Origin of the sequence: Aeromicrobium piscarium (genome assembly GCF_007421815.1) — a bacterium.
GTDB classification, from domain to species: Bacteria; Actinomycetota; Actinomycetes; order Propionibacteriales; family Nocardioidaceae; genus Aeromicrobium; species Aeromicrobium piscarium.
Genome location: NZ_VLNT01000012.1, coordinates 1 through 18272, shown reverse-complemented (window position 1 = coordinate 18272; position 18272 = coordinate 1). Strand labels below are relative to the sequence as shown.

General features: G+C 65.2%; 15 protein-coding genes. 10 read left to right on the top strand and 5 right to left on the bottom strand.

The features are described from left to right. Positions 1 to 198 precede the first annotated feature (198 nt). Positions 199 to 1329 (bottom strand): hypothetical protein, encoded by a 1131-nt coding sequence (locus FNM00_RS13595; RefSeq protein WP_143914093.1) that lies wholly within the window; start codon positions 1327 to 1329, stop codon positions 199 to 201. 325 nt (positions 1330 to 1654) lie between these two features. On the opposite strand from FNM00_RS13595, the gene FNM00_RS13590 reads away from it, so the two are divergent. Beyond that, complete coding sequence (locus FNM00_RS13590) at positions 1655 to 2332, top strand: hypothetical protein (RefSeq protein ID WP_143914092.1); 678 nt, start codon at positions 1655 to 1657, stop codon at positions 2330 to 2332. Positions 2333 to 2539: 207 nt separating this feature from the next. On the opposite strand, the gene darG is transcribed toward FNM00_RS13590, so the two are convergent. Together darG and darT are read right to left on the bottom strand one after the other, a co-directional pair. Further along, entirely contained in the window at positions 2540 to 3616 is a 1077-nt protein-coding gene (gene darG, locus FNM00_RS13585; RefSeq protein ID WP_143914091.1) for a type II toxin-antitoxin system antitoxin DNA ADP-ribosyl glycohydrolase DarG, read from the bottom strand. 17 nt (positions 3617 to 3633) lie between these two features. Then, a complete protein-coding gene (gene darT, locus FNM00_RS13580) occupies positions 3634 to 4248 on the bottom strand; it encodes a type II toxin-antitoxin system toxin DNA ADP-ribosyl transferase DarT (protein WP_221933733.1) in 615 nt (204 codons plus the stop codon). Positions 4249 to 4521: 273 nt separating this feature from the next. On the opposite strand from darT, the gene FNM00_RS13575 reads away from it, so the two are divergent. The 8 genes from FNM00_RS13575 (at position 4522) to FNM00_RS13540 (ending at position 15599) form a co-directional block, all read left to right on the top strand. Next, positions 4522 to 5220, top strand: coding sequence for a hypothetical protein (locus FNM00_RS13575; RefSeq protein ID WP_143914089.1), 699 nt, complete (start codon positions 4522 to 4524; stop codon positions 5218 to 5220). A gap of 188 nt (positions 5221 to 5408) precedes the next feature. Continuing rightward, positions 5409 to 6107, top strand: coding sequence for a hypothetical protein (locus FNM00_RS13570; RefSeq protein ID WP_143914088.1), 699 nt, complete (start codon positions 5409 to 5411; stop codon positions 6105 to 6107). A 401-nt stretch (positions 6108 to 6508) separates the two neighbouring features. After that, on the top strand, positions 6509 to 7615 hold the full coding sequence (locus FNM00_RS13565) for a hypothetical protein (RefSeq protein WP_143914087.1): 1107 nt from the start codon (positions 6509 to 6511) through the stop codon (positions 7613 to 7615). Positions 7616 to 7739: 124 nt separating this feature from the next. Beyond that, a complete protein-coding gene (locus FNM00_RS13560; RefSeq protein ID WP_143914086.1) occupies positions 7740 to 8390 on the top strand; it encodes a hypothetical protein in 651 nt (216 codons plus the stop codon). 93 nt (positions 8391 to 8483) lie between these two features. Next, positions 8484 to 9143, top strand: coding sequence for a hypothetical protein (locus FNM00_RS13555; protein ID WP_143914085.1), 660 nt, complete (start codon positions 8484 to 8486; stop codon positions 9141 to 9143). A gap of 212 nt (positions 9144 to 9355) precedes the next feature. Next, on the top strand, positions 9356 to 13723 hold the full coding sequence (locus FNM00_RS13550; RefSeq protein WP_143914084.1) for a hypothetical protein: 4368 nt from the start codon (positions 9356 to 9358) through the stop codon (positions 13721 to 13723). Positions 13724 to 13816: 93 nt separating this feature from the next. Further along, complete coding sequence (locus FNM00_RS13545; RefSeq protein WP_143914083.1) at positions 13817 to 14791, top strand: HipA domain-containing protein; 975 nt, start codon at positions 13817 to 13819, stop codon at positions 14789 to 14791. After that, positions 14766 to 15599, top strand: coding sequence for a hypothetical protein (locus FNM00_RS13540; protein ID WP_143914082.1), 834 nt, complete (start codon positions 14766 to 14768; stop codon positions 15597 to 15599). Before FNM00_RS13545 ends, FNM00_RS13540 begins: the two co-directional genes overlap by 26 nt. Here the strand turns inward: FNM00_RS13540 and FNM00_RS13535 are convergent. After that, the gene (locus tag FNM00_RS13535; protein WP_185973153.1) at positions 15593 to 16204 is read right to left on the bottom strand and encodes a ribonuclease D; all 612 of its coding nucleotides are present in this window, start codon (positions 16202 to 16204) and stop codon (positions 15593 to 15595) included. The two genes, FNM00_RS13540 and FNM00_RS13535, sit on opposite strands and share 7 nt — an antisense overlap. Positions 16205 to 16292: 88 nt before the next feature. Continuing rightward, positions 16293 to 17357: a helix-turn-helix domain-containing protein gene (locus tag FNM00_RS13530; protein ID WP_185973152.1), complete on the bottom strand. Its 1065-nt coding sequence runs from the start codon at positions 17355 to 17357 to the stop codon at positions 16293 to 16295. A gap of 471 nt (positions 17358 to 17828) precedes the next feature. Between FNM00_RS13530 and FNM00_RS13525 the strand changes: the two genes are divergently transcribed. Then, positions 17829 to 18182 carry a hypothetical protein gene (locus tag FNM00_RS13525; protein WP_185973151.1) on the top strand — a complete coding sequence of 118 codons (354 nt, stop codon included), beginning with the start codon at positions 17829 to 17831 and terminating at the stop codon, positions 18180 to 18182. Positions 18183 to 18272 lie beyond the last annotated feature (90 nt).

The window sequence follows — 18272 nt, the reverse complement described above, 5'->3', positions numbered from 1 at the left end:
CAGCGCGACGGGGTCTGACCGCCACGGGGGCGGAGTGGCCGCGAGGCGCGCAGAATCCGGTTCCGGTGGATCTCCCGCGACGGCGCCACGAGCGACCGAGAGGGAAGCTCCGTCCGGTTACGCCGAGCTCGCGGAGTCGTCGAGGATTCTCCGTTGACCGGTTCTCAGGGGGCTCTGTAGCTGGGTGAAGCGAGTGCTTCAGCGGCCGAGGGCAGTGAGGACGCGCTCGCGCACGATCTCCTCGGCCTCGTGATTGCGGTCCCGGGCCTCAGCGGCGATGTTCTGGACACGCTGTCGTGCTGCGGTAAACTCGCCGAGGTTCAACCACGGCCATGGCGGCCGCGGCACCTGGATGCCCCGTAGGAAGTGCCCAGTGACCATGCCGGGCCATGAGCGGATGCTGGCATCGGAGCGACCGAGGTGGGTACGGCGCGAGAGGGTTCCGAAGAGGTCGACGCTGGCATCGATGAGAACGATGCGTTCTTGGTCATAGGTATCGGGCGTGCGGTGGACCTGCGACGACTTCACCTGAACCCCGATGATCTGTGCGCGAAGCAGGTCAAGCACCAGGAAGTCGGCATTCGCGGGTCCTGCGTAGGCCTCGAACTGAGGCGGAGCCGGGATCACCGTGAGACCCGCCTGGCGTCGAGCGACTTCAAGGAGAGTGATCAACGCATCCGCCTCAGCGAGGTTTCCGGTGATCGATTGGCGCAGCGGCTCGAGCTCGTCGAGGTAGAAGACGCTCGCATCATAAAGGCGTTCGCGTTGAGCGATGGTGACGGCCGCGAGGTTGGCTAGCCCGATCTGAGAACTGAGCCAGGCATCGGGATGGACGGGCACGTCCGTCAGTGCCTGGTACCACTGTGACTGCGTGTGGCCGAACATCTGGATGGACCAGAGTCCGTTGTTGAGTACGCGCGAGTGCCGGTACGGGTCCGCTTCTTTAAGCGTTTGTAGATTGTGGCGATGAGGCTGGCGAGTGGAGCGGTCAGCGCCGCTGTCTTCGAGAAAGTCTCGAAGGGCGACCTCCTCGCGGTTGAGGTTCGCCGAAGGCTCTGCAGCCTCCAGTGCCGTCGCTAGGGAAGCCTGGTGATGCTCGCGAATGATTGGCTCGAGAGCGATGGCCTTGTCCACATACCTCGTGCTGAACTGGTTGAAGCTCGCGGGCGTCGTGGGGGCTCCGTCGAGTAACCGTGCGTGCAGGAGTCGACCGAATGCGTTCAACTCGCTGTGCATTTCGACGAGCTGCAGCGGTACCGAATCGACTCCCCGCCACGGATTCTTGGTTGCCTTGGCTCGGTACGCCTCGGCGAACGTGCGGTAGTCCACGGTCTCCTCGTTCCACGATGCCCGTGGTGGGAACGGACGGCTACGTCTGGTGGTGCGTCAACGATCAACGCGTCTGTCAGGTTATCGGGTGGCATAGAGCGAGGTGATTATAACCATATATAGATTGTTATCGGGTAGTGTTTCGGATGGACGTCCGAGGATCTCCCGTGGCCTGCCGCCCTCGGTTAGGGTGCCGGGTATGCGTCGACTGCTCATCGTTCCCATGGTTCTGTTCTCGATGGTGCTGGTATCTGCGTGCTCTGATGACTCCCCGGAGTCGGGTAGCTGGTCCGGCTCGACCTCGGCGGTCGGTGAGGACCGCGGGGTGGAGTTGACGAAGGAGAACTTCATCGAGGAAATCTCGGCGGCCCAGGTCGAGGCGCGCACTGTTCACGTGGTCACCACCACAACAATCGGTGGGCAGGAGCTCTCGATGGAAGGCCAGGCGGTGATTAGTGAGGACGCCAAGACGGATGCGGCGACGTTGAGCATGGACCTTGCGGCGCTGGGCGGTTCGTCGATGGATCTTCGGATGGTTGACCAAGTGCTCTACGTGAACATGGGGCAGGCGACGCAGGATGAGTTCTACCGCATCGATCTAGGGGGCGACTCCGATGTCGATGAATTCAGTGACATGTTGGAGCAGGTGAACCCCTCAGCCCAGCTGAAGATGATCGGCGAGTCGATGACTGACTTCTCGGTCGAGGGTGATGGCGGCGAGATCGACGGTGTGCCCACCACTCGGTATGTGTTGATGATCGATCCGGTGGCGATGTACGAGGCGCAGGGCCTGGACCCTGAGACGATGGTGGACCTGCCGGACGCGGTCGAGTACGTGGTGCATGTCGGCGCCGACCTGCTGCCGCGGCGCATGGAGGCGGAGATTCCCGGCACAGGCTCCTCGGCGGTGGAGTGGTCTCGGTGGGGTGAGGAGATCGCGATCGAGGTTCCTGACGACGACCAGGTCACCGATGAGCCTCCAGCCGGCCTCACCGAGAGCTGAGGCTGACTGGGCGTTAGGGAGCCCGGAGCTGAGGGGAGGCGAGGTGGCGCAACCAGTGCGCGTCGAGAGGTGGCTCCTGCCCCGGGTTGGCGTGAATCGAGGTCAACCCGTCTCCGCCAGGATGTCGAACCATCCCGAAGGGCAAAGCTCTCCCGGTCGCCTCCCCCCCGGTGCAGCAGTCGCTGGTGGGGTGAAGCGACCAGGGCTCTAACTCGTGCGAGCGAGGCTCTCCCGCACGGGGTGGAGCCACCCATGGGCTCGCAGCGCTTCGAGCGCCGTAGAGACGTGCTCGGGGGTGAACATTCGCGCCTTGCGTGGAGACCACTCGCTCACCCGTTGCGTGATCGTATGCTCCGGGGCCGGCTCGGGCAGATGCGTCGCTACCCAGTGGACCGTGGCGAGAAGCTCGAGGCCGTACGGGGATTCGAAACCCTCCGACAGCTCGAGGACGTGCTGGATACGCTCGCGTGTGTGCGGCTGGTGCTCCAGCACCGATGTGGCGGCTGCGGCGGCACCGGGCATCACGGTGAGGGGCTCGGCTTCCTCTACGCGGGCGCTGCCATCGCCATAGCCGCTGAGATAGTGGCCTTCGATCGCTGTGAGGACGTGCCGGAGGTTGTCGGCGTACGGGCCGTAATGGTGCGCCTGGAAGTTCAAGCGGAGCGATTCGCCGGCGATCTGCAAGAAGTACATGAGTTTGTGTGACTCGATGAGTGTGGGGGGCATCATCGTCTGCTGCGTGTAGCGGTCGAGAATGTCGACGAAGGCCGCGCGGCCGATGGTCATCTCGGGGGTCTTGGTCGCGGTGGGCATGTCGGAGGCGCGAGGTGCGCCTGCGGGGGGAAACAGCAGTACTCCGACCTCAGGGAGAGCCTCGAATGCGACCCGGATCTCGGGCTCGACCTCCGACCATGAAAGACCACCGTTGCCGCAGCCCAACGGTGGTATGGCGATGGAGCTGATCTCGAGTTCTCTCACGACGCGCGTCAGGTCAACGAGTCCGGCACGAATCTCACTGAGGCGGGAGCTGCCCCGCCAGTGCTTCTTGGTCGGAAAGTTGATGATGTAGCGAGGTCCGGTCATATGTTCGGTGGGCCAGATGTGCATGCGGCCGATGCTGACGTCACCGTCGCGAACGGCGCGGGCGTAGTCATCGAACATCGCAGGGTAGGCCTTCTTGAACTGCAGAGCGATGCCTTTACCCATCACGCCCACGGTGTTGACCGTGTTGACGAGCGCGTCCGCCTCGGCATGTAGCAGGTTTCCGGAGGTCGACTTGATCATCACGTTTCACCCATGCGTTAGAAATACCACGACGTACGGACATGGACTGGCAAGTCTACTCCCGCGCTGTGCAGAATTTCCCTGGCTTCTGCGCATACCGCCTCCGACTTGGTGACGATGAACTCCAGCGCGTGTGCGGGGACACGGCCGTGGACGAGGCATTCAGCCATGCGGCGTTCCCGACGGTCGGGTTGTTCGGGGCTGGAGTTCCAGTATGTCGCCCTCATCAGGGGCCAGTCGATGAAGTCTTCTGGTAGTGGGTCGCCGTCGTACTCGAGGAACTCGGCCACTGCCGCTGCGGCATTGCGGTCGCTGAGCACGACGGGCAGGCCCTGGCTGGTGAGGCTTTCGACCGAGGTGGCGAGGTAGATCAACCGATCGCAGCCTTCGGAATAGGTCGGTACGTTGCCGCGATGGATGGCATACAGCATCGGACTGCGCGGGGCGAAGTAGAACGGTACGTAGTCGGCCACGACGCCACCGTGTCCTACGTTGACGACGCGATGACGCCGTTGGTCTTCGATGCTTCGATTTCCGATCTCGACCTGAGTCAGTCCATCCTGGGCGATCGTGTCGGAGCACAGGCCCTCCCTCAGGATGCTTGCTAGATGCTCGACTCGCGTGAAGTGCATGACCTCCATCAGGGTTCAGGCACTGGACTCGGTTTAGGCATGCCGGGACGGTAACAGGAAACGTCGTTTCCGGTGGCCGATTTCCACAAGGTGCGAGGTGTGCTTGGTCATTTCGCCTCCAGCGAAGCAGGTGCTGGTGGGGAGGAAGTGATCAGAGTGCAGTCCGTTTCATAGGGACGTCCGAGAAGCGGAGATCATCCAGCCATTTCGTTTGCCACGGGGCCGCGTGGGGGTCATGCTGTGTGGCCACGTACGAGGCGAGAGGAACGGATCATGAAGCTGCGGAGGATCAGGAATCTGGTGGTGGCGGGCGCGGTGGGTCCGCTCGCGTGGGGGTTGATGGGCCCGGCGCACGCGCACCACACGCAGGTGACCGTGGGCGGCAGCGCCACACCGGCGGGCGCGGTGCCGATCACGGGAACGAATACCACGAATATCGCGGTGATCACGGATCGTGGGCTGGAATTTGAATGTCTGACGGCATCGATGTCGGGTGAGATCGTGCGCGGCGCTTCGATCGGGGTGGGTGGGGTAATCGGCTCGATCGACTCGCTCGGTCTGTCGGATTGCGTCTGGGCGGGCATTTTCGATATCTCGGCTTCTCTCTCGGACGCAGACGTGACTCTCGTAGAGCATCCGGCGGCTGCCGGAGACGACCTTGTGGTTGATATCGAGGTGCCGGCGATGCGCTTCGTGGGGACCGGTTGCTCCTTCACGGTCACCGGCACGCTGCGTGCTCTCATCAAAGAGGACGCCAACTCCGACGCGATCCTGGAACTGGTGCCGGTCGACTGGAACACGATGGATGGCTTCAGCCTCGACGTCGTGATTGGTGGTAGTGGCAGCAGTTGCTTGGGTGCGGTCGTCAACGGGGACGCTATGGGCGCGAATTGGTTGGACGAGTTCACCAATCCGCATGAGTCGCAGTTCGCGCTCGGCACGAATGGTGCGGGGGCCATCAGCCACGGATGAGGCCATCGACAGGGTTGTCTCGGTGGTCGAGTAGCGCCGAGGGACGAGGCGCGTATCGAGGCCACGCCGCTCGTGCCCTGTTCGGGGGTTCGTCCGAAAAGCGGACTGTCTTGATTCCTTTCGGTTGGCTTTGGGGTGCTCGGTCGTCATGCTGTGGGCATGTATCGAGACAACGAGAGGAATGGGTCATGAAGCTGTGGAGGATCAGGAATCTGGTGGTGGCTAGTGCGGTCGGTGCGCTCGCGTTGGGGTTGATGGGCCCGGCGCATGCGCATCACACGCAGGTGACCGTGGGTGGGAGTGCCACCCCGGCGGGCGCGGTGCCGATCACGGGGACGAATACCACCGACATCGCGTTCATCACGGACCGGGGGACGGATATCCAGTGTGGGACGAGCGCGCTAGCCGGAGAGGTGCTGCGAGGCGCCCCGGTCGGTGTGGGTGAGGTGATCGGCTCGATCGACTCGGTCGTGTTCGGCGACTGCATCTTCGCGGGCATCACGGATATCAACGTGTCCATGTTTGACATGGACCTCACTGTGGTGGAACACCCGGCCGCTGCCGGTGACGACATCGTGGTCGACATCGAGGTGCCGGATATGCGGTTCAGGGGAACGGGGTGCAGGTTCGACGCGAGCGGCACGGTGCGTGCCCTCATCAAGGAGGACGCGACCGAGGATGCGATCGTTGAGCTCGTGCCGGTCGACTGGGGTACCCCGGCTAGCTTCGGCCTCGACATCGCGGTCGGCGGCAGCGGCAGCACCTGTGGCGCGGAGTTCATCAATGGCGACATGCTCGGGGCGAACTGGGTGGACGAGTTCACCAACCCGCATGAGCCGCAGTTCGCGCTCGACACGAACGGTGCCGGGGCGATCAGCCACGGCTGAGTCCATCGACCGCTCACTTCACCCCCATCGGCGCACCTGCCGGTGGGGGTGAAGCGCTTCTCCGCGGTCGGATGTCTCGGTGGTCGAGTGGCGCCGAGGGACGAGGCGCGTATCGAGGCCACGCTTCCGGTGACGCTCCTTCGGCGCATGGTCCGGTTTGTCATGTGGGTGATAAAACAGGGTTACAGAACGGTTAAGTTGGGACCGAGTTTTCGGAATCGATAGCTTCTCAGGTTCGCCCCAGGAAGGGTGTGGGCCATGTCACTCCGTGTCGCTCGCCACTCCCCGATGAGAGTCTTTCGGGTCACTGATGTCGTCTTTTCGGATGGGAGTCCGAAAAGCGGAGCGATCGCACCAGGTGTGCTTGCGTGTGGCGTGGGTCACGGTCCAAGGTGTGGGGCATGACACACCTCCTCAAGCGGCCCGGCCGCCCCTCCCGCCGGCTGGCCGCAGCCGCCGCCGGGGTGGGGCTGGTCCTCGGCCTAGGTGTGTCGCAGTCGAGCGCCGAGCCGGGCAAGTATCCTCCGCATCCGGATGCGCCGGGACAGGGCTTGCCACATCCGGGTGGCCTCGGCGTGAGCGGTAACTGGATCAGCCCGCAGGCCGCGAGCGCCAATTACCTGTCCAAGGCGAAGCAGTGGACCCGCACCACAACACTGCAGTTTGCCGCGTACAAGCCGATCTCCACCTCCCAGAACGATCCGACCTGTCGCCGGATCACTGAGGTGCCCGGTGCATCGAGTATCCGGCGCTGGGAGGCTACCGCTGCGCTGGTCAATACGACTGCCTCGCCGGATGCTGCCAACCGCTACGGAGAGTCGGCTGAATTCACCGCGAGCACTGTTGCCTTCGGAGCGATTCCGGTAGAGGCGACCGTCGCCCTCGTTCAACCGCGCGACGATGCGGGCGTGGTGCTGCCCGTCGAGCTCCGGCAGAGTACGGGGAATTTCTGTCCTGGGCAGGGGCCCATACCTACCCGGCCAGCTGGCCGACCCGGTAGTGCCAATGCCTATCGAGAGCCGGCCGAAGTGAGCGGTCCGGTGGCCGTGCAGGTGCGGAAACTGACTGTCGACGGTGTCGATATCAATCTGGCAGCTCGGTGCGAGTCCCAGCAGACACAGCTCGAACTCACCTCGGAGCGCTGGACGCGCTGGCAGCCGGAGGATACCCCGGAACGATACCAGCCGGTGAGTGGCTCCGTTACCCCTGAGCGCATCTACCAGACCGAACTGTACAGCGTCGAGGCCGGCGGCTTGCTCTTCGGGGACTTGGACATACCAGCCTTCAGTGGCTGCGCCACGAGCACCGGCGACGACCTTTCGAACTTGCTCACTGCCGCGGTCTCGGGACCTGGCAACCGGGTGGAGACCCGTGCCCAGGGACTTCCCGACACTGATGAGGATCTAGGCGACATCGACACCTTGCCGAAGGTCTGTCCCTTCACTGGCAACTGCGAATTGTATTTCACCGAACCCGCACCGTTCCCCGATGGCGAGCCCGAGGGGTGAGCGCCATGAGGAACGAGTGCCCACAGATGTTGACGACTGGGAAAGGCCCGGTCGCACAAGTAAGAAGGAGAGCATCATGGCTCTGAGCAAGTAGACCAAGGCCGCTGTTGTCGGCTCCGGCGTCGTGCTGGCGGTCGGTCTGGCCGGTCCTGCGTTCGCCAACCACACCTCGGTGACCGTGGGCGGCAGCGCCACCCCGGCCGGTGCGGTCGCGGTGACGGGCACCAATGTCACCGATATCGCCTTCATCAGCGATCGTGGCACTGAGCTTCAGTGCGAGACGTCGTCGATCACCGGCAACGTGCTCCGCGGTGCCTCGGTGAGCGTGGGCAATGTGGTCGGTTCGATCAGCTCGCTGAACTTCAGTGACTGCATCGCGGCGGGCATCTTCGATGTCAACGTCACGATGAACACTGGTGACTTCACTGTGGTGGAGCACCCGGCCGCCGCAGGTGACGATGTCGTGGTCGACATCGAGGTGCCGTCGGCCTCGATCACCGGCACCGGCTGCAGCTTCACGGCGAGCGGCACGGTGCGCGCCCTCATCAAGGAGGACGCCACTGAGGACGCGATTGTCGAGCTCGTGCCGGTCGACTGGAACACGATGTCGGGCTTCGATCTCAACATCGCGGTCGGCGGCAGCGGCTCGAGCTGTGGCGGCGAGGTCGTCAACGGCGACGCCGCTGGTGCCAACTGGGTCGACGAGTTCACCAACCCGCACGAGCCGCAGTTCGCCATCGACACCAATGGTGCCGGTGCGATCAGCCACAGCTGACGCTGTAGCTGACGAGCGATGACCGGTGGGCCGAGTTCCCCGCCCGGCCCACCGGTCCCCTTCTCTCCATATCCCTCCCGAAGGACCCCCACCATGTTCTCTCGCTTCACCTCTCGTCCCCGGCGCGCACTGGCCGCCGGACTGACTGCCGTCGCCGCCTCGGCTGCCCTCGTCTTCGCCAGCGCTCCCGCGCAGGCCCAGGAAGAGCTCATTCTGGTCCAGTACGACGTCAACGGCAGCACGCACATCGCCGGCACCAACTCCGACATCACCCTCGGCCCCACCACGATCGACACGGCCGTGGACGAGTTCGGCAACTTCACCGGCACCATGGTGCTGCCCGGCACCCGCACCGAGTTCAAGCTCGCTGGCTTCATCCCCGTGACGGCGGATGTCAACTTCGAGCCCGTCGGTGACACCACGGGCTCGATCAAGGTCGCGAATGTGCGTTTCCGCACGCTGGAGACCGAGTCGCAGTACTACGTGCGCCTCAGCAACATCAAGGCTGTCGGTCTCCCGCTGTTCACCGGCTCCAACTGCCGTACCAGCAGCCCGGTGGTCGTCCCCGCCAATACCCCCGAGGGCGAGTACTTCAACATCGCCCGTGGCGGCAACCTCACCGGCGAGTACTCGATCGGCAACTTCCAGAACTGCGGCCTGATCGGCGGCCAGACGCTGCTGATCAACGCCCTGATCCCCGGTGGTGGCAACACGATCGACCTGCAGCTCACCAACGGACGCCCGCTGAACTGAGCGCGGTGATCGCGACGCTCCACGTCTCGTCCCCCGGTGGCGTCCAGCCACTGGGGGACGAGGTGGTGATCGTGGACAGGATTTCTGGAGGGATTTCGGATGGGGGTCCGAATAGGTGGGACGTCATTCAGGGGAGGGATGGACATGAACTTCATCACATATAAGTTTTACATCGAACAGGCTTTTGCAGTAGAGAGAAATGGGTTGGATAGATGAGACAGCATGTGGCGACGCGGCCACGCGCGCACAGCAGCTGGCGTCGGTTGAGTGCCGCCGTGGGCGGCGCGGCCCTGGCCGTGACGGCCCTCGTGGTCCCGTCGATGGCCGCCGACGACCCCGGCACGAGTATCGAGGTGTGGGGTGGCACCACCGCCAGCATCCCGGGTGACGAGTCATGGTCACAGGTCTTCGAGACCAGCACCGCGACGAGCTGGCTGGTCGCCGACAAAGACGACCGGCTGCGGGTGCTGCCCGGGTCCAGCAGCCTCATCGCCACCCCGCCCGCGGCTGTGACCAATGGCCAGGTCCGCGACGCTGTGGTGGTGGGATCGGGTAACTCGACCGCTGCCCTGGCCGTCACGGACAACGGCGCTCTGCACCGGTGGGGAGCCTCGAGCAGCCGACAGATGCCGAACGGCACGTGGACGTCCGCTGACCTGGGTGGACAGGGTGCCGCTGTGACTGCCTCCACCCTGGCTGCGCTCGTGACCCTTGCCGACGGCGGCCTCGTGCGGGTGGACAGCTTCGGTGCTGAAGCCATCGAGCGTGATGGTCAGCCGTTGACCGGCGTCGCGCAGACCACGGGTGTCTCCTACGTCCGCCTCGCCGACGGCACGGTCGGTCGGATCGGCACCGTCGGTGCCGAGTTCGGTCAGTTCGTGGAGCTGCGGCCCGCCGGCGACGATCCTGTGATCGACATCAGCGCGTACTACGCGGTCACAGAGTCCGGTGAAGTCTTGCGGCTCGCCACGAGCGGTCTCACCCCCGAACGCAACGTGCCCGAGGTTCAGGGCACCATCGTTAGTGCGCAGGCCGCGGGCAGTGTTACTGCAGCACTGACGGATCGTGGCCAGGTCGTCGTCTGGAGACCAGACGGCACTGCACCTGCCGAGAGCTTCACGGTGCCCGGTGTCGTCGCGGATGGAACGACGGCTCAGCTTTTCTCGACCGGCGGGAGCGCATTCGCTGCCTGGGTCGAGCACGGCGACGGTTCCAGTGAGCCTCCCATTGAGGTCACCCAGCAGCCTTCCATCGCCGGCTCCCCGCAGGTGGGCGAGACGCTCAGCGTCGACACACCCGCGGTCTTCGATCCCGCCGAGGGCGTCGAGATCAGCCACCAGTGGTGGGCCGCGGAAGCTGACGGTGATCCGGCCCTCCTCGAGGGTGAGACCGGTGACTCTTTGGAGCTCACTGACGCCCACGAGGGCATGACCATCACCTACACGGCCTCCGGCCAGCGCGGCGAGGAGACCCCAGTGGTCACCGAACGCTCCAACGGCATCGGCCCGATCGAGCCGGCCGAGCAGCCCGGAGACGCCGGCGTCCTGCAAGCATGGGGTAACAGCGTCGAGCGCATCGAGGCCGACGGCACGTGGCGGGACATCTTCACCTCCCGCGTGGCAGGTGCCTGGTTCATCCAGACCAGCAACGGCCTGCACGTGATCGGCAGCGGGCCCTTCGCCCAGTTCCCCGTCGCTCTGACGAATGCGACCTTCGTGGACGCGGCCATCTTCAACACGGCCATCGCCTGGGGCGTCACCGATGACGGCTCCGTCCACAGCTGGGGTCAGAAGCGTCCCGGCCAGATCCCCAACCGCAGCTGGACCGCCGAGGACCTCGGCGGCGAAGCCGTCGCCATCGGCGGCGGGCAGAGCTCCGGTGTCGCGATCCTGGACGGCGGCGCACTGGTGGAAATCACCGGCACCGGCGTCCAGCCCGTCACCTACGACGGAAGCGCCGTCACCAACGCCCGCCAGACGGTGCTGACCACGGCCGTCCTCCTCGACAACGGTGCCGTGGGCTATGTCCAGGGAGCTGAGTTCACGCCGATCATCGCGGCGGATGCTGACGACCCGGTCGTCGAGATCAGCGCCAACGTGGCGGTCACCGAATCCGGCAAGCTGTACGACTTCGTCCAGGGCGCCGACGCCACCGAGGTGGCGGGAGTCCCCGACGATCTCGACGGCACGCCGATCCGCGCCACCCGCGCTTTCGCGGCCTACACCGTGCTCACCGATGCCGGCGAGATCGTCACCTGGCGACCCGACGGCGCGGACCTGACCGAGAACCAGCAGGTGCCACCGCGCATCTCCACCGGTGAGGTCAAGAAGCTCCTCGAAGGCGCGCCGCAGCAGATGGCCGTCTGGGCGATCGAAGGCCCCGAGCCGCCGATCACCGTCACCCAGCAGCCCGAGATCGCCGGCGAGCCCGAGGTCGGAGCGACGCTGACCGTCGAGACGCCCGCCGAGTTCAGCCCGGCCGAGGGCGTCGAGGTCACCCATCAGTGGTGGGGCAGCCTCGACGACGGCGAGCCCGTGCTGCTGCCTGAGACCAGCGACTCGCTGGAGCTCACGAGCGAGCACCGCGACATGACCATCACCTACACCGCCTCCGGCCAACGAGGCGATGAAGAGCCGGTCGTGTCCGAGCGGTCCAATGAGATCGGCCCGATCGTCCAACCCCCGCTGCCGGACCTCGAAGCCGATACGGTCCCCGAGATCGCCGTGCAGGGCGGCGGTGAGCCGCGAGTCAACGCCACGATCGAGGCCACCCCGGCCGAGTTCAGCCCGGCCGACGGCGTCCAGGTCCAGCACCGCTGGTACCGCGACGGTGATCGTATCGACGGCGCCAACGCCAGCACCTACACGCTGGCGGCCGACGACATCGACGCGTCGATCACGTACCGTTCCCACGCGGTGCGCCCCGCGGACGATGCCGAGTTGACCTCGGACGAGTCCAATGCGATCGGCCCGGTATTGCCGGTGATCCTGGAGATCACCTCCGCACCGCAGATCACGGGCGACGGGTACATCGGACAGGAGCACACCGTCATCGCCGGTGAGACCACCGACGACACCGCGGTCAACACCTTCCAGTGGACCGTCACCTTCGACGACGACCGCGAGCCGGTCACCGTCGACGGCGACACGTTCACCCCGGGTGAGGACCATCGCGGCGGCTCCATCACCGTCACGCAGACCGCCACTCGCGAGAGCGACGGTGCCACCGATTCGGAGACGTCCGCGGCTGTCGGACCGGTGCGTGACGAGCCCGTCGAGGTCACCATCGAGAGCCCGGCGACCATCGAGGGCACGCCGCGTGTGGGCCAGACGGTCACCGGCACGGCGGCTCAGTTCAGCGTCGACGATGTCCCGGCTCAGCATTACTGGGTCATCGACGGTGTCCAGAGCGAGCCGGTCACGGTCAACGCCCAGGGTCAGGCCACGCTCACGCTGACCAAGGCCGACCACGAGCGCAAGTCCATCCGGTTCCGTTCCATCGCCACCCCGGCGGAGCTCGAACCGGTGACCTCCACCTCGGTCGACGCTGTCGGCCCGGTGCTGGTCGACCTGGCGGCCGTCAGTAATCCCACGATCGCCGGTACGCCGGAGGTCGGACAGGAGCTGAGCATCGGCACCGATGCGGTCTTCAGCGACACGCACCAGAGCGTGACGGTGACGTACCGCTGGCTGGTCGGCGACCAGCAGGTCGGCACAGGCAGGACGCTCACGCTTACCGGCGAACACGTCGGCGCACAGATCGTCCTGGAGGCGACGGCGACCCGCGGCACCGAGACCGCCACGGCGACCTCGGACGCTACTGCGGCGGTCCAGCCCCGACCGGGTGGACCGGTGGCGGAGATCAAGGTGGAGAACTCCCCGGTGAACTTCGCCAAGACCGCGATCGTCCACGTCGGCACCGACTACGCCGGCCAGGCTGTCCAGGTGTGGGTCGGCGGCATCACGATGCCCGACCTGTACGAGGTGAGTGCGGCCGGCAAGATCGAGGTCAAGCTGCCCGGCGAGCTCGGGCTCGGCGAGTACCTCCTGGTGGTGTACGGCGGCGAGCCGGATGAGGCGGGCAATGTCTCCTCGCTCGGTTCGGACACCTTCGCCATCACGCTGCCGCCGCCCGGCGATGACACTCCACAGGGTGACGTCGACGGACCCGACAGCGTGACGCAGGGCCAGACGGTCGACTTCTACGTCGGGACGCAGTTCGCGGGGCAGCAGGTCCGTATCGGCCTGCACTCCACGCCGCGCGACCTGGGCCTCTTCACGGTCGGTGAGGACGGCTTCGTCCGGGGCATCACCATCCCGGCGGACATGGAAGTTGGCGCGCACCAGATCGCCTTCTACGACATGAACGGCGACTTCGTGGGCTGGCAGGCCCTCGAGATCACCGAGCGCGTCGATGACGGCGGCGGCAACGGTCCCGGCGGCAACGGTCCCGGCGGAGATCTGCCGGGAACGGGTGCCACGTCGCCGGAGTACCTCGGTCCGATCGGTCTGGCGGTTCTGCTCGCCGGTGCCGTGACGATGGGTGCCGCCTGGCGCCGCCGGGTGCAGATGACGAGCTGACGCTCGCCTGAAGACCGGTGGGGGGGGGGGGGGCCCCCCCCCCCCCCCCCCACCGGTCTGTCCACGGCCGGGTCCGGCAGTCAGGAGATCAAAGTGGCGGAGGCCTTCGACGAGGGCGTGTGGCAGCGACTCGATGTGACCCCGTGGGCTCGAAGCAGTGCGGAGGTACGAGGAACGAGTGAAGCGGTGTGGCTCCTCGATCCAGACGACAACGAATGGCTGCACAAGTCCACCAAGGTGCACGAGGACGGCGGCGAGCAGGGGGAGGATTGGGCCGAGCTGCTGGGATTCCTGACGGGTGCATGCCTCGGCGTGCCGTGTGCCAAGGTTCGTCTGTGCTTACGGAGCGGTCGACGCGGATCGCTGTCGTCGAGCCTCAACCATGTGAAATACGCCTTCACGGACGGGTGTCTTCATCTGGAAGAGATGGAGGCACCCGGCTACTTCCGGCACCAGGAAGGAGACCCTGGGTGTGATCCGCAGCGCCCGGAGATCAGGCGGCCTGGTCATCACCTGAGGAACATCCGTGACTCGCTGGGCGGTATCGACCCACCTCCCGGCGCTGCGTCGTCCCTGACTGCCTGGGATGTCTTCACCGGGTATCTGATCCTGGACGCGCTCATCGCCAACCGGGACCGGCACGAAGAGAACTGGGCCGTACGTCGTGCCCAGCTGAGCTCGACCGTCTCACAATTGGCTGCCTCGTACGATCACGCGCGGGCCTTCGGATCAGGTCTCCGTGAAGATCAGCGCGAGACGTTGACGGCTGATCCAGCCGCTCTCCAGCGGTTCTGCGCTAAAGGCACCGCGCACCGCTTCGAACATCGCAAGGGTGAGCCGATCCCGACCCTCGTGGAGGTTGCAGCCGCCGCGGTCGAGATGGGTACGCCGACAGGAGCGGATCACTGGAGGAAACGGTTGAACACGCTCGACCTAGCGCCCATGCTGGAACCGGTGCGTGAGGGCGCCATCCCGGAAATGTCAGTGCACGCCCGTACGTTTACTGAGAAGCTAGTAGAGACGAACCTAAGGAGACTGCGTCATGCCATCTGCGGTGCTAGCGCCTGACTCCGCCAGTGGGCAGGCGGTCGATCGGACGCGCCGGTTGCTGGTCCTCTGGCAGCATCCGGATCGTACGATCTATCCCATCGGTCAGCTCACCTTCGACGGTGAGCTCTACGGCTTCGATTATTCGGTCGCGGCCACTCGCATCGACGGGTTCCGGCCGCTGCCCGGCCTCCCCGACCTTCTCGAACACCGTGAGTCCCCCCGTTTGTTCAGTGTCTTCGAGCAGCGGGTGATGGCCCGGACTCGGCCGGATTTCGCCACCTACGCGCGCGGTATGGGCCTCGAGCCCGAAGATGCCACTCCCTGGGAGCAGATCACGGCATCCGGCGGTCGCCGCGCGGGGGATACCTTGCAGCTGATGGAGATCCCATACGTCGCCGACGGGAGAGTCCACGCTCATTTCCTGGTCAGCGGCGCGCGCCATGTCGAGGGATCCGGCAGGTCGATCGTCCTCGAGGATCGCACAGTGACCTCTGACGAGCATGTCTACCGCCGCGTCATGGCTTCACTCAGGGAGCACGAGCGGCCTGCGGTCGAACTGGTCGCTGAACACCACAACTCCAAAGATCCGCACGCGTGCGTCGTCATGAGTGAGGGTGTCGTGCTCGGGTGGGTACCGCGGTTCCTGGCACGGGGCGTTCGTGAGCTGCTCCAGCACGGGCCGGTGACTGCGCGGGCGACGCGTGTCGGTTCAGTGGAGGGTTTGCCGCATACGCGCCTCGTCCTCATGCTGGACCATCCGGCCCCGTACGGCTTCAGCTTCGACCCTGACGGCGAGTGGGCTGCAGCCAATTCGCGCCTTCAGTAGACCAGCGGGTCTGGGTATCCCTCGACATCCAACCGGGCAGCCACCGGAAGATAGTCACAGACCGCGCGGAAGGTCTGCCAAAGATCATTGTCCTGGAGCTGCGTCTGCAGCGTGCTGAACAACTGGGGAAGGTGCCGTACGTCATCGGTTGCGTACTCGACTTGCGCAGGTGTGAGTTCGCCGGTCCAGTCGCTCGTGCGAACACTGCCCTTCTCGACCCTGATACCTAGCTGCCGGGCCAGAAGCGACTGCAGGCTGTGATCAGCGGGTGGCAAAGTCGGCCAGAGCAGGCGTGACGCGGTCTTGGTGCACGCGATGCTCCGGACCTCTACCCTCCAGCTGGCATACAAGAAGTGCAGGTCGAAGGGCGCGAAGTGGAGAACCTTGATGATGGAAGGATCGGCCAGCAGCCGGCAAAGACGCTCGGCACGATCCGTGCCCACCTGTACGAGCACAGGGTCGATGCCCGGCGCGTAGAGCTGGCACAGCGCGAGGTGGTCGTCCCGCCATGACAGGCCAGCGGTCTCGGTGTCGACCGCGATGAGCTGGGTCTGCGCCAACTGCTCGAAGGTCGAAGCATCAATATCGCCCCGCGTCACCGTCACAGAGGAACCGTAACCTTTCATCTCCCGCAGGTCACCTCGCTTCAATGGATGCCTGGGGATAAACCGCAGGTGGGTGCCGCGCGGACAGTCAGTGGCCGACCTTGGAGCGCCTCCGTGGGGCCGCGCGCCATGTAGGGAGCACCGCATAGAGGGCGACGGTGATCTCAAGACGATCGCTCGGTCGGTTGAGCTTGTCGCCGAACATCTCCCGCAGTCTCTTGACCCGGCTGTGAGCGGTCTGCTTGGGGATCTCGAGTTCGTCGGCTACCTGCGCGATGCTGCCGCCGCAACCGATCCAGGCCAGAGCGAACTCGGCGTACCGGAGGCGGCGTCCCGGAGGCTCCTGCGCCAGCTCGTCGAGGTGCTTGCCGACGAGGATGTCCGCCAGGTGCTGATTGCCATGCGCGATCAACACCATCGACAGGTCTTCGCAGGGGACGACGGTGCGTGGGTCCACGGCCACGCCGTCATCGAGGAGCTTGGCCGCGCGTCTCGCGAGCCTCAACGGCTCGAGCATCTGCTGTAGCGGCACTGCGGCACCGACGACTACCTGATCACCCGTCAGCCGCTCGATGTCCTCGTTCGACCATCGGGCCGGTACCAATGCCTCGGAGGATGAGGAGCCGACCAACACCTCGGAGAGGGTGCGTAAGACTCCCACATCATCGGAAGTGGCGACGACGGCACGGAAGAGCTGCTGGTCGTTGATTCCCTGCGCGTCGGCCAACCTGGCCACGTAGGTGACATCATCCAGTCGAACTCGTTCCGGCTCCCGAGGCGCGGTGCTGATTCTGACTCGCGCGTGCGTCATGGTGCGGTTGTTGGTGGACGTGGCGTGGGTCTTCCACCCGTTCAGAGCTTGCCGCTGTAGACAGAGAAAGTAGGTTCTGAGAGCTTCGAAGAGTTGAGTGAGGAGAGCACCCAAGTCAGTGCTCGTGGAAATGTTCAACTGCTGGCGCAGCGCTTGCCAGGCGCGCTCGAACACGCCGGTGATCTCTTGATGATGACGACGGGCCTGGGCGTACCGGTGGCCCGCTTCCCACAACAGATCGGACATCTCGGCGGCGGCCGCTTGGGGATCGCCGCGATGGTCGATGAACGACGTGATGGCTTTCGAGACGAGGAAATGGACCTGGCGGTCCTCGGCGACCATCGTCTTCGCGAGCTCGTGCTTGATGCGGCGATCGAGGATGGTGACGATCTCATCGTTGGCGACAGCCTCCAGCCAGCCCGCGAGCTCCGGTCGTGATCGAGTGCTCGTTTCACCGGTCATGGACTCTCCCGCCTGGTCCCGCGCTGAGGCTCTCCTGTGGAGGAGGTGTCTGCACCGTACGGCGGTAGAGGTAGGTCCTGTCAATGAACTGAGAATGCTCAGCTACAATTCAGGTGAAGACTTGTCATGCGCGTGATAAGTCCGGGTTACGTTTCTATTAAGAACTGCGATCTCAGTCTGATTCTCGCGGGCGAATGACCGGACTGTCGGGACGTGCCGCAACGGTGAAATCCCGACTCGTTTCCTCCGGAGGTCAGCATGCCCGTTGTGTCACGGACCGCCTCGTCTGCCGAATGGCGTCTACACATCGCCCACGATCAGTCCCCTGGCCAGCTGCTGAGAAGGCTCATGATGCCGGCTGTTGTGGTGCCGATGGTCGGCGTCTCCATCGCGATGGCCGCCAGTACGGCCTTCGTTGCTGTGAGCCAGGCCGAGGAGGAGATGGGTCGTCCGCTCGCTGGGGGTGAGTGGCTGTCCCTCGCGGGTGCGTTCGTCGTTGCCGTCCTGGTGGTGCCGGTGCCGGCCCTGTGGCTCAGCGCGAGATCCGCGATGGTGCTCTGGGCTGCCCTGGGCTGGCACTGCCGGCTCATCGGTGCCGACGTCCGCGCACGCGCTCCGGGCGGCGACTACACCGTGGCTGAGGTTGAGCGTTGGCGCATGGTTCGCCGGGGCGTGATGCAGCCGCGGGTGACAGTTGTTGTTTAGGCAGCGGCTGCTGCGTTGGTGGTGATCTTGTCCTCGTACTCGATGGGGGTCAACCCGCCGAGTGAGTCCTGGGGGCGTTGCCGGTGGTAC

Excerpts from the sequence above, each read along its gene's own strand:
- darG (WP_143914091.1), bottom strand. The coding sequence starts at position 3,616 with ATGATCAAGTCGACCTCCGGAAACCTGCTACATGCCGAGGCGGACGCG.
- darT (WP_221933733.1), bottom strand. The coding sequence starts at position 4,248 with ATGCACTTCACGCGAGTCGAGCATCTAGCAAGCATCCTGAGGGAGGGC.
- FNM00_RS13575 (WP_143914089.1), top strand. The coding sequence starts at position 4,522 with ATGAAGCTGCGGAGGATCAGGAATCTGGTGGTGGCGGGCGCGGTGGGT.
- FNM00_RS13570 (WP_143914088.1), top strand. The coding sequence starts at position 5,409 with ATGAAGCTGTGGAGGATCAGGAATCTGGTGGTGGCTAGTGCGGTCGGT.
- FNM00_RS13565 (WP_143914087.1), top strand. The coding sequence starts at position 6,509 with ATGACACACCTCCTCAAGCGGCCCGGCCGCCCCTCCCGCCGGCTGGCC.
- FNM00_RS13555 (WP_143914085.1), top strand. The coding sequence starts at position 8,484 with ATGTTCTCTCGCTTCACCTCTCGTCCCCGGCGCGCACTGGCCGCCGGA.
- FNM00_RS13550 (WP_143914084.1), top strand. The coding sequence starts at position 9,356 with ATGAGACAGCATGTGGCGACGCGGCCACGCGCGCACAGCAGCTGGCGT.
- FNM00_RS13540 (WP_143914082.1), top strand. The coding sequence starts at position 14,766 with ATGCCATCTGCGGTGCTAGCGCCTGACTCCGCCAGTGGGCAGGCGGTC.
- FNM00_RS13530 (WP_185973152.1), bottom strand. The coding sequence starts at position 17,357 with ATGGTCGCCGAGGACCGCCAGGTCCATTTCCTCGTCTCGAAAGCCATC.
- FNM00_RS13525 (WP_185973151.1), top strand. The coding sequence starts at position 17,829 with ATGCCGGCTGTTGTGGTGCCGATGGTCGGCGTCTCCATCGCGATGGCC.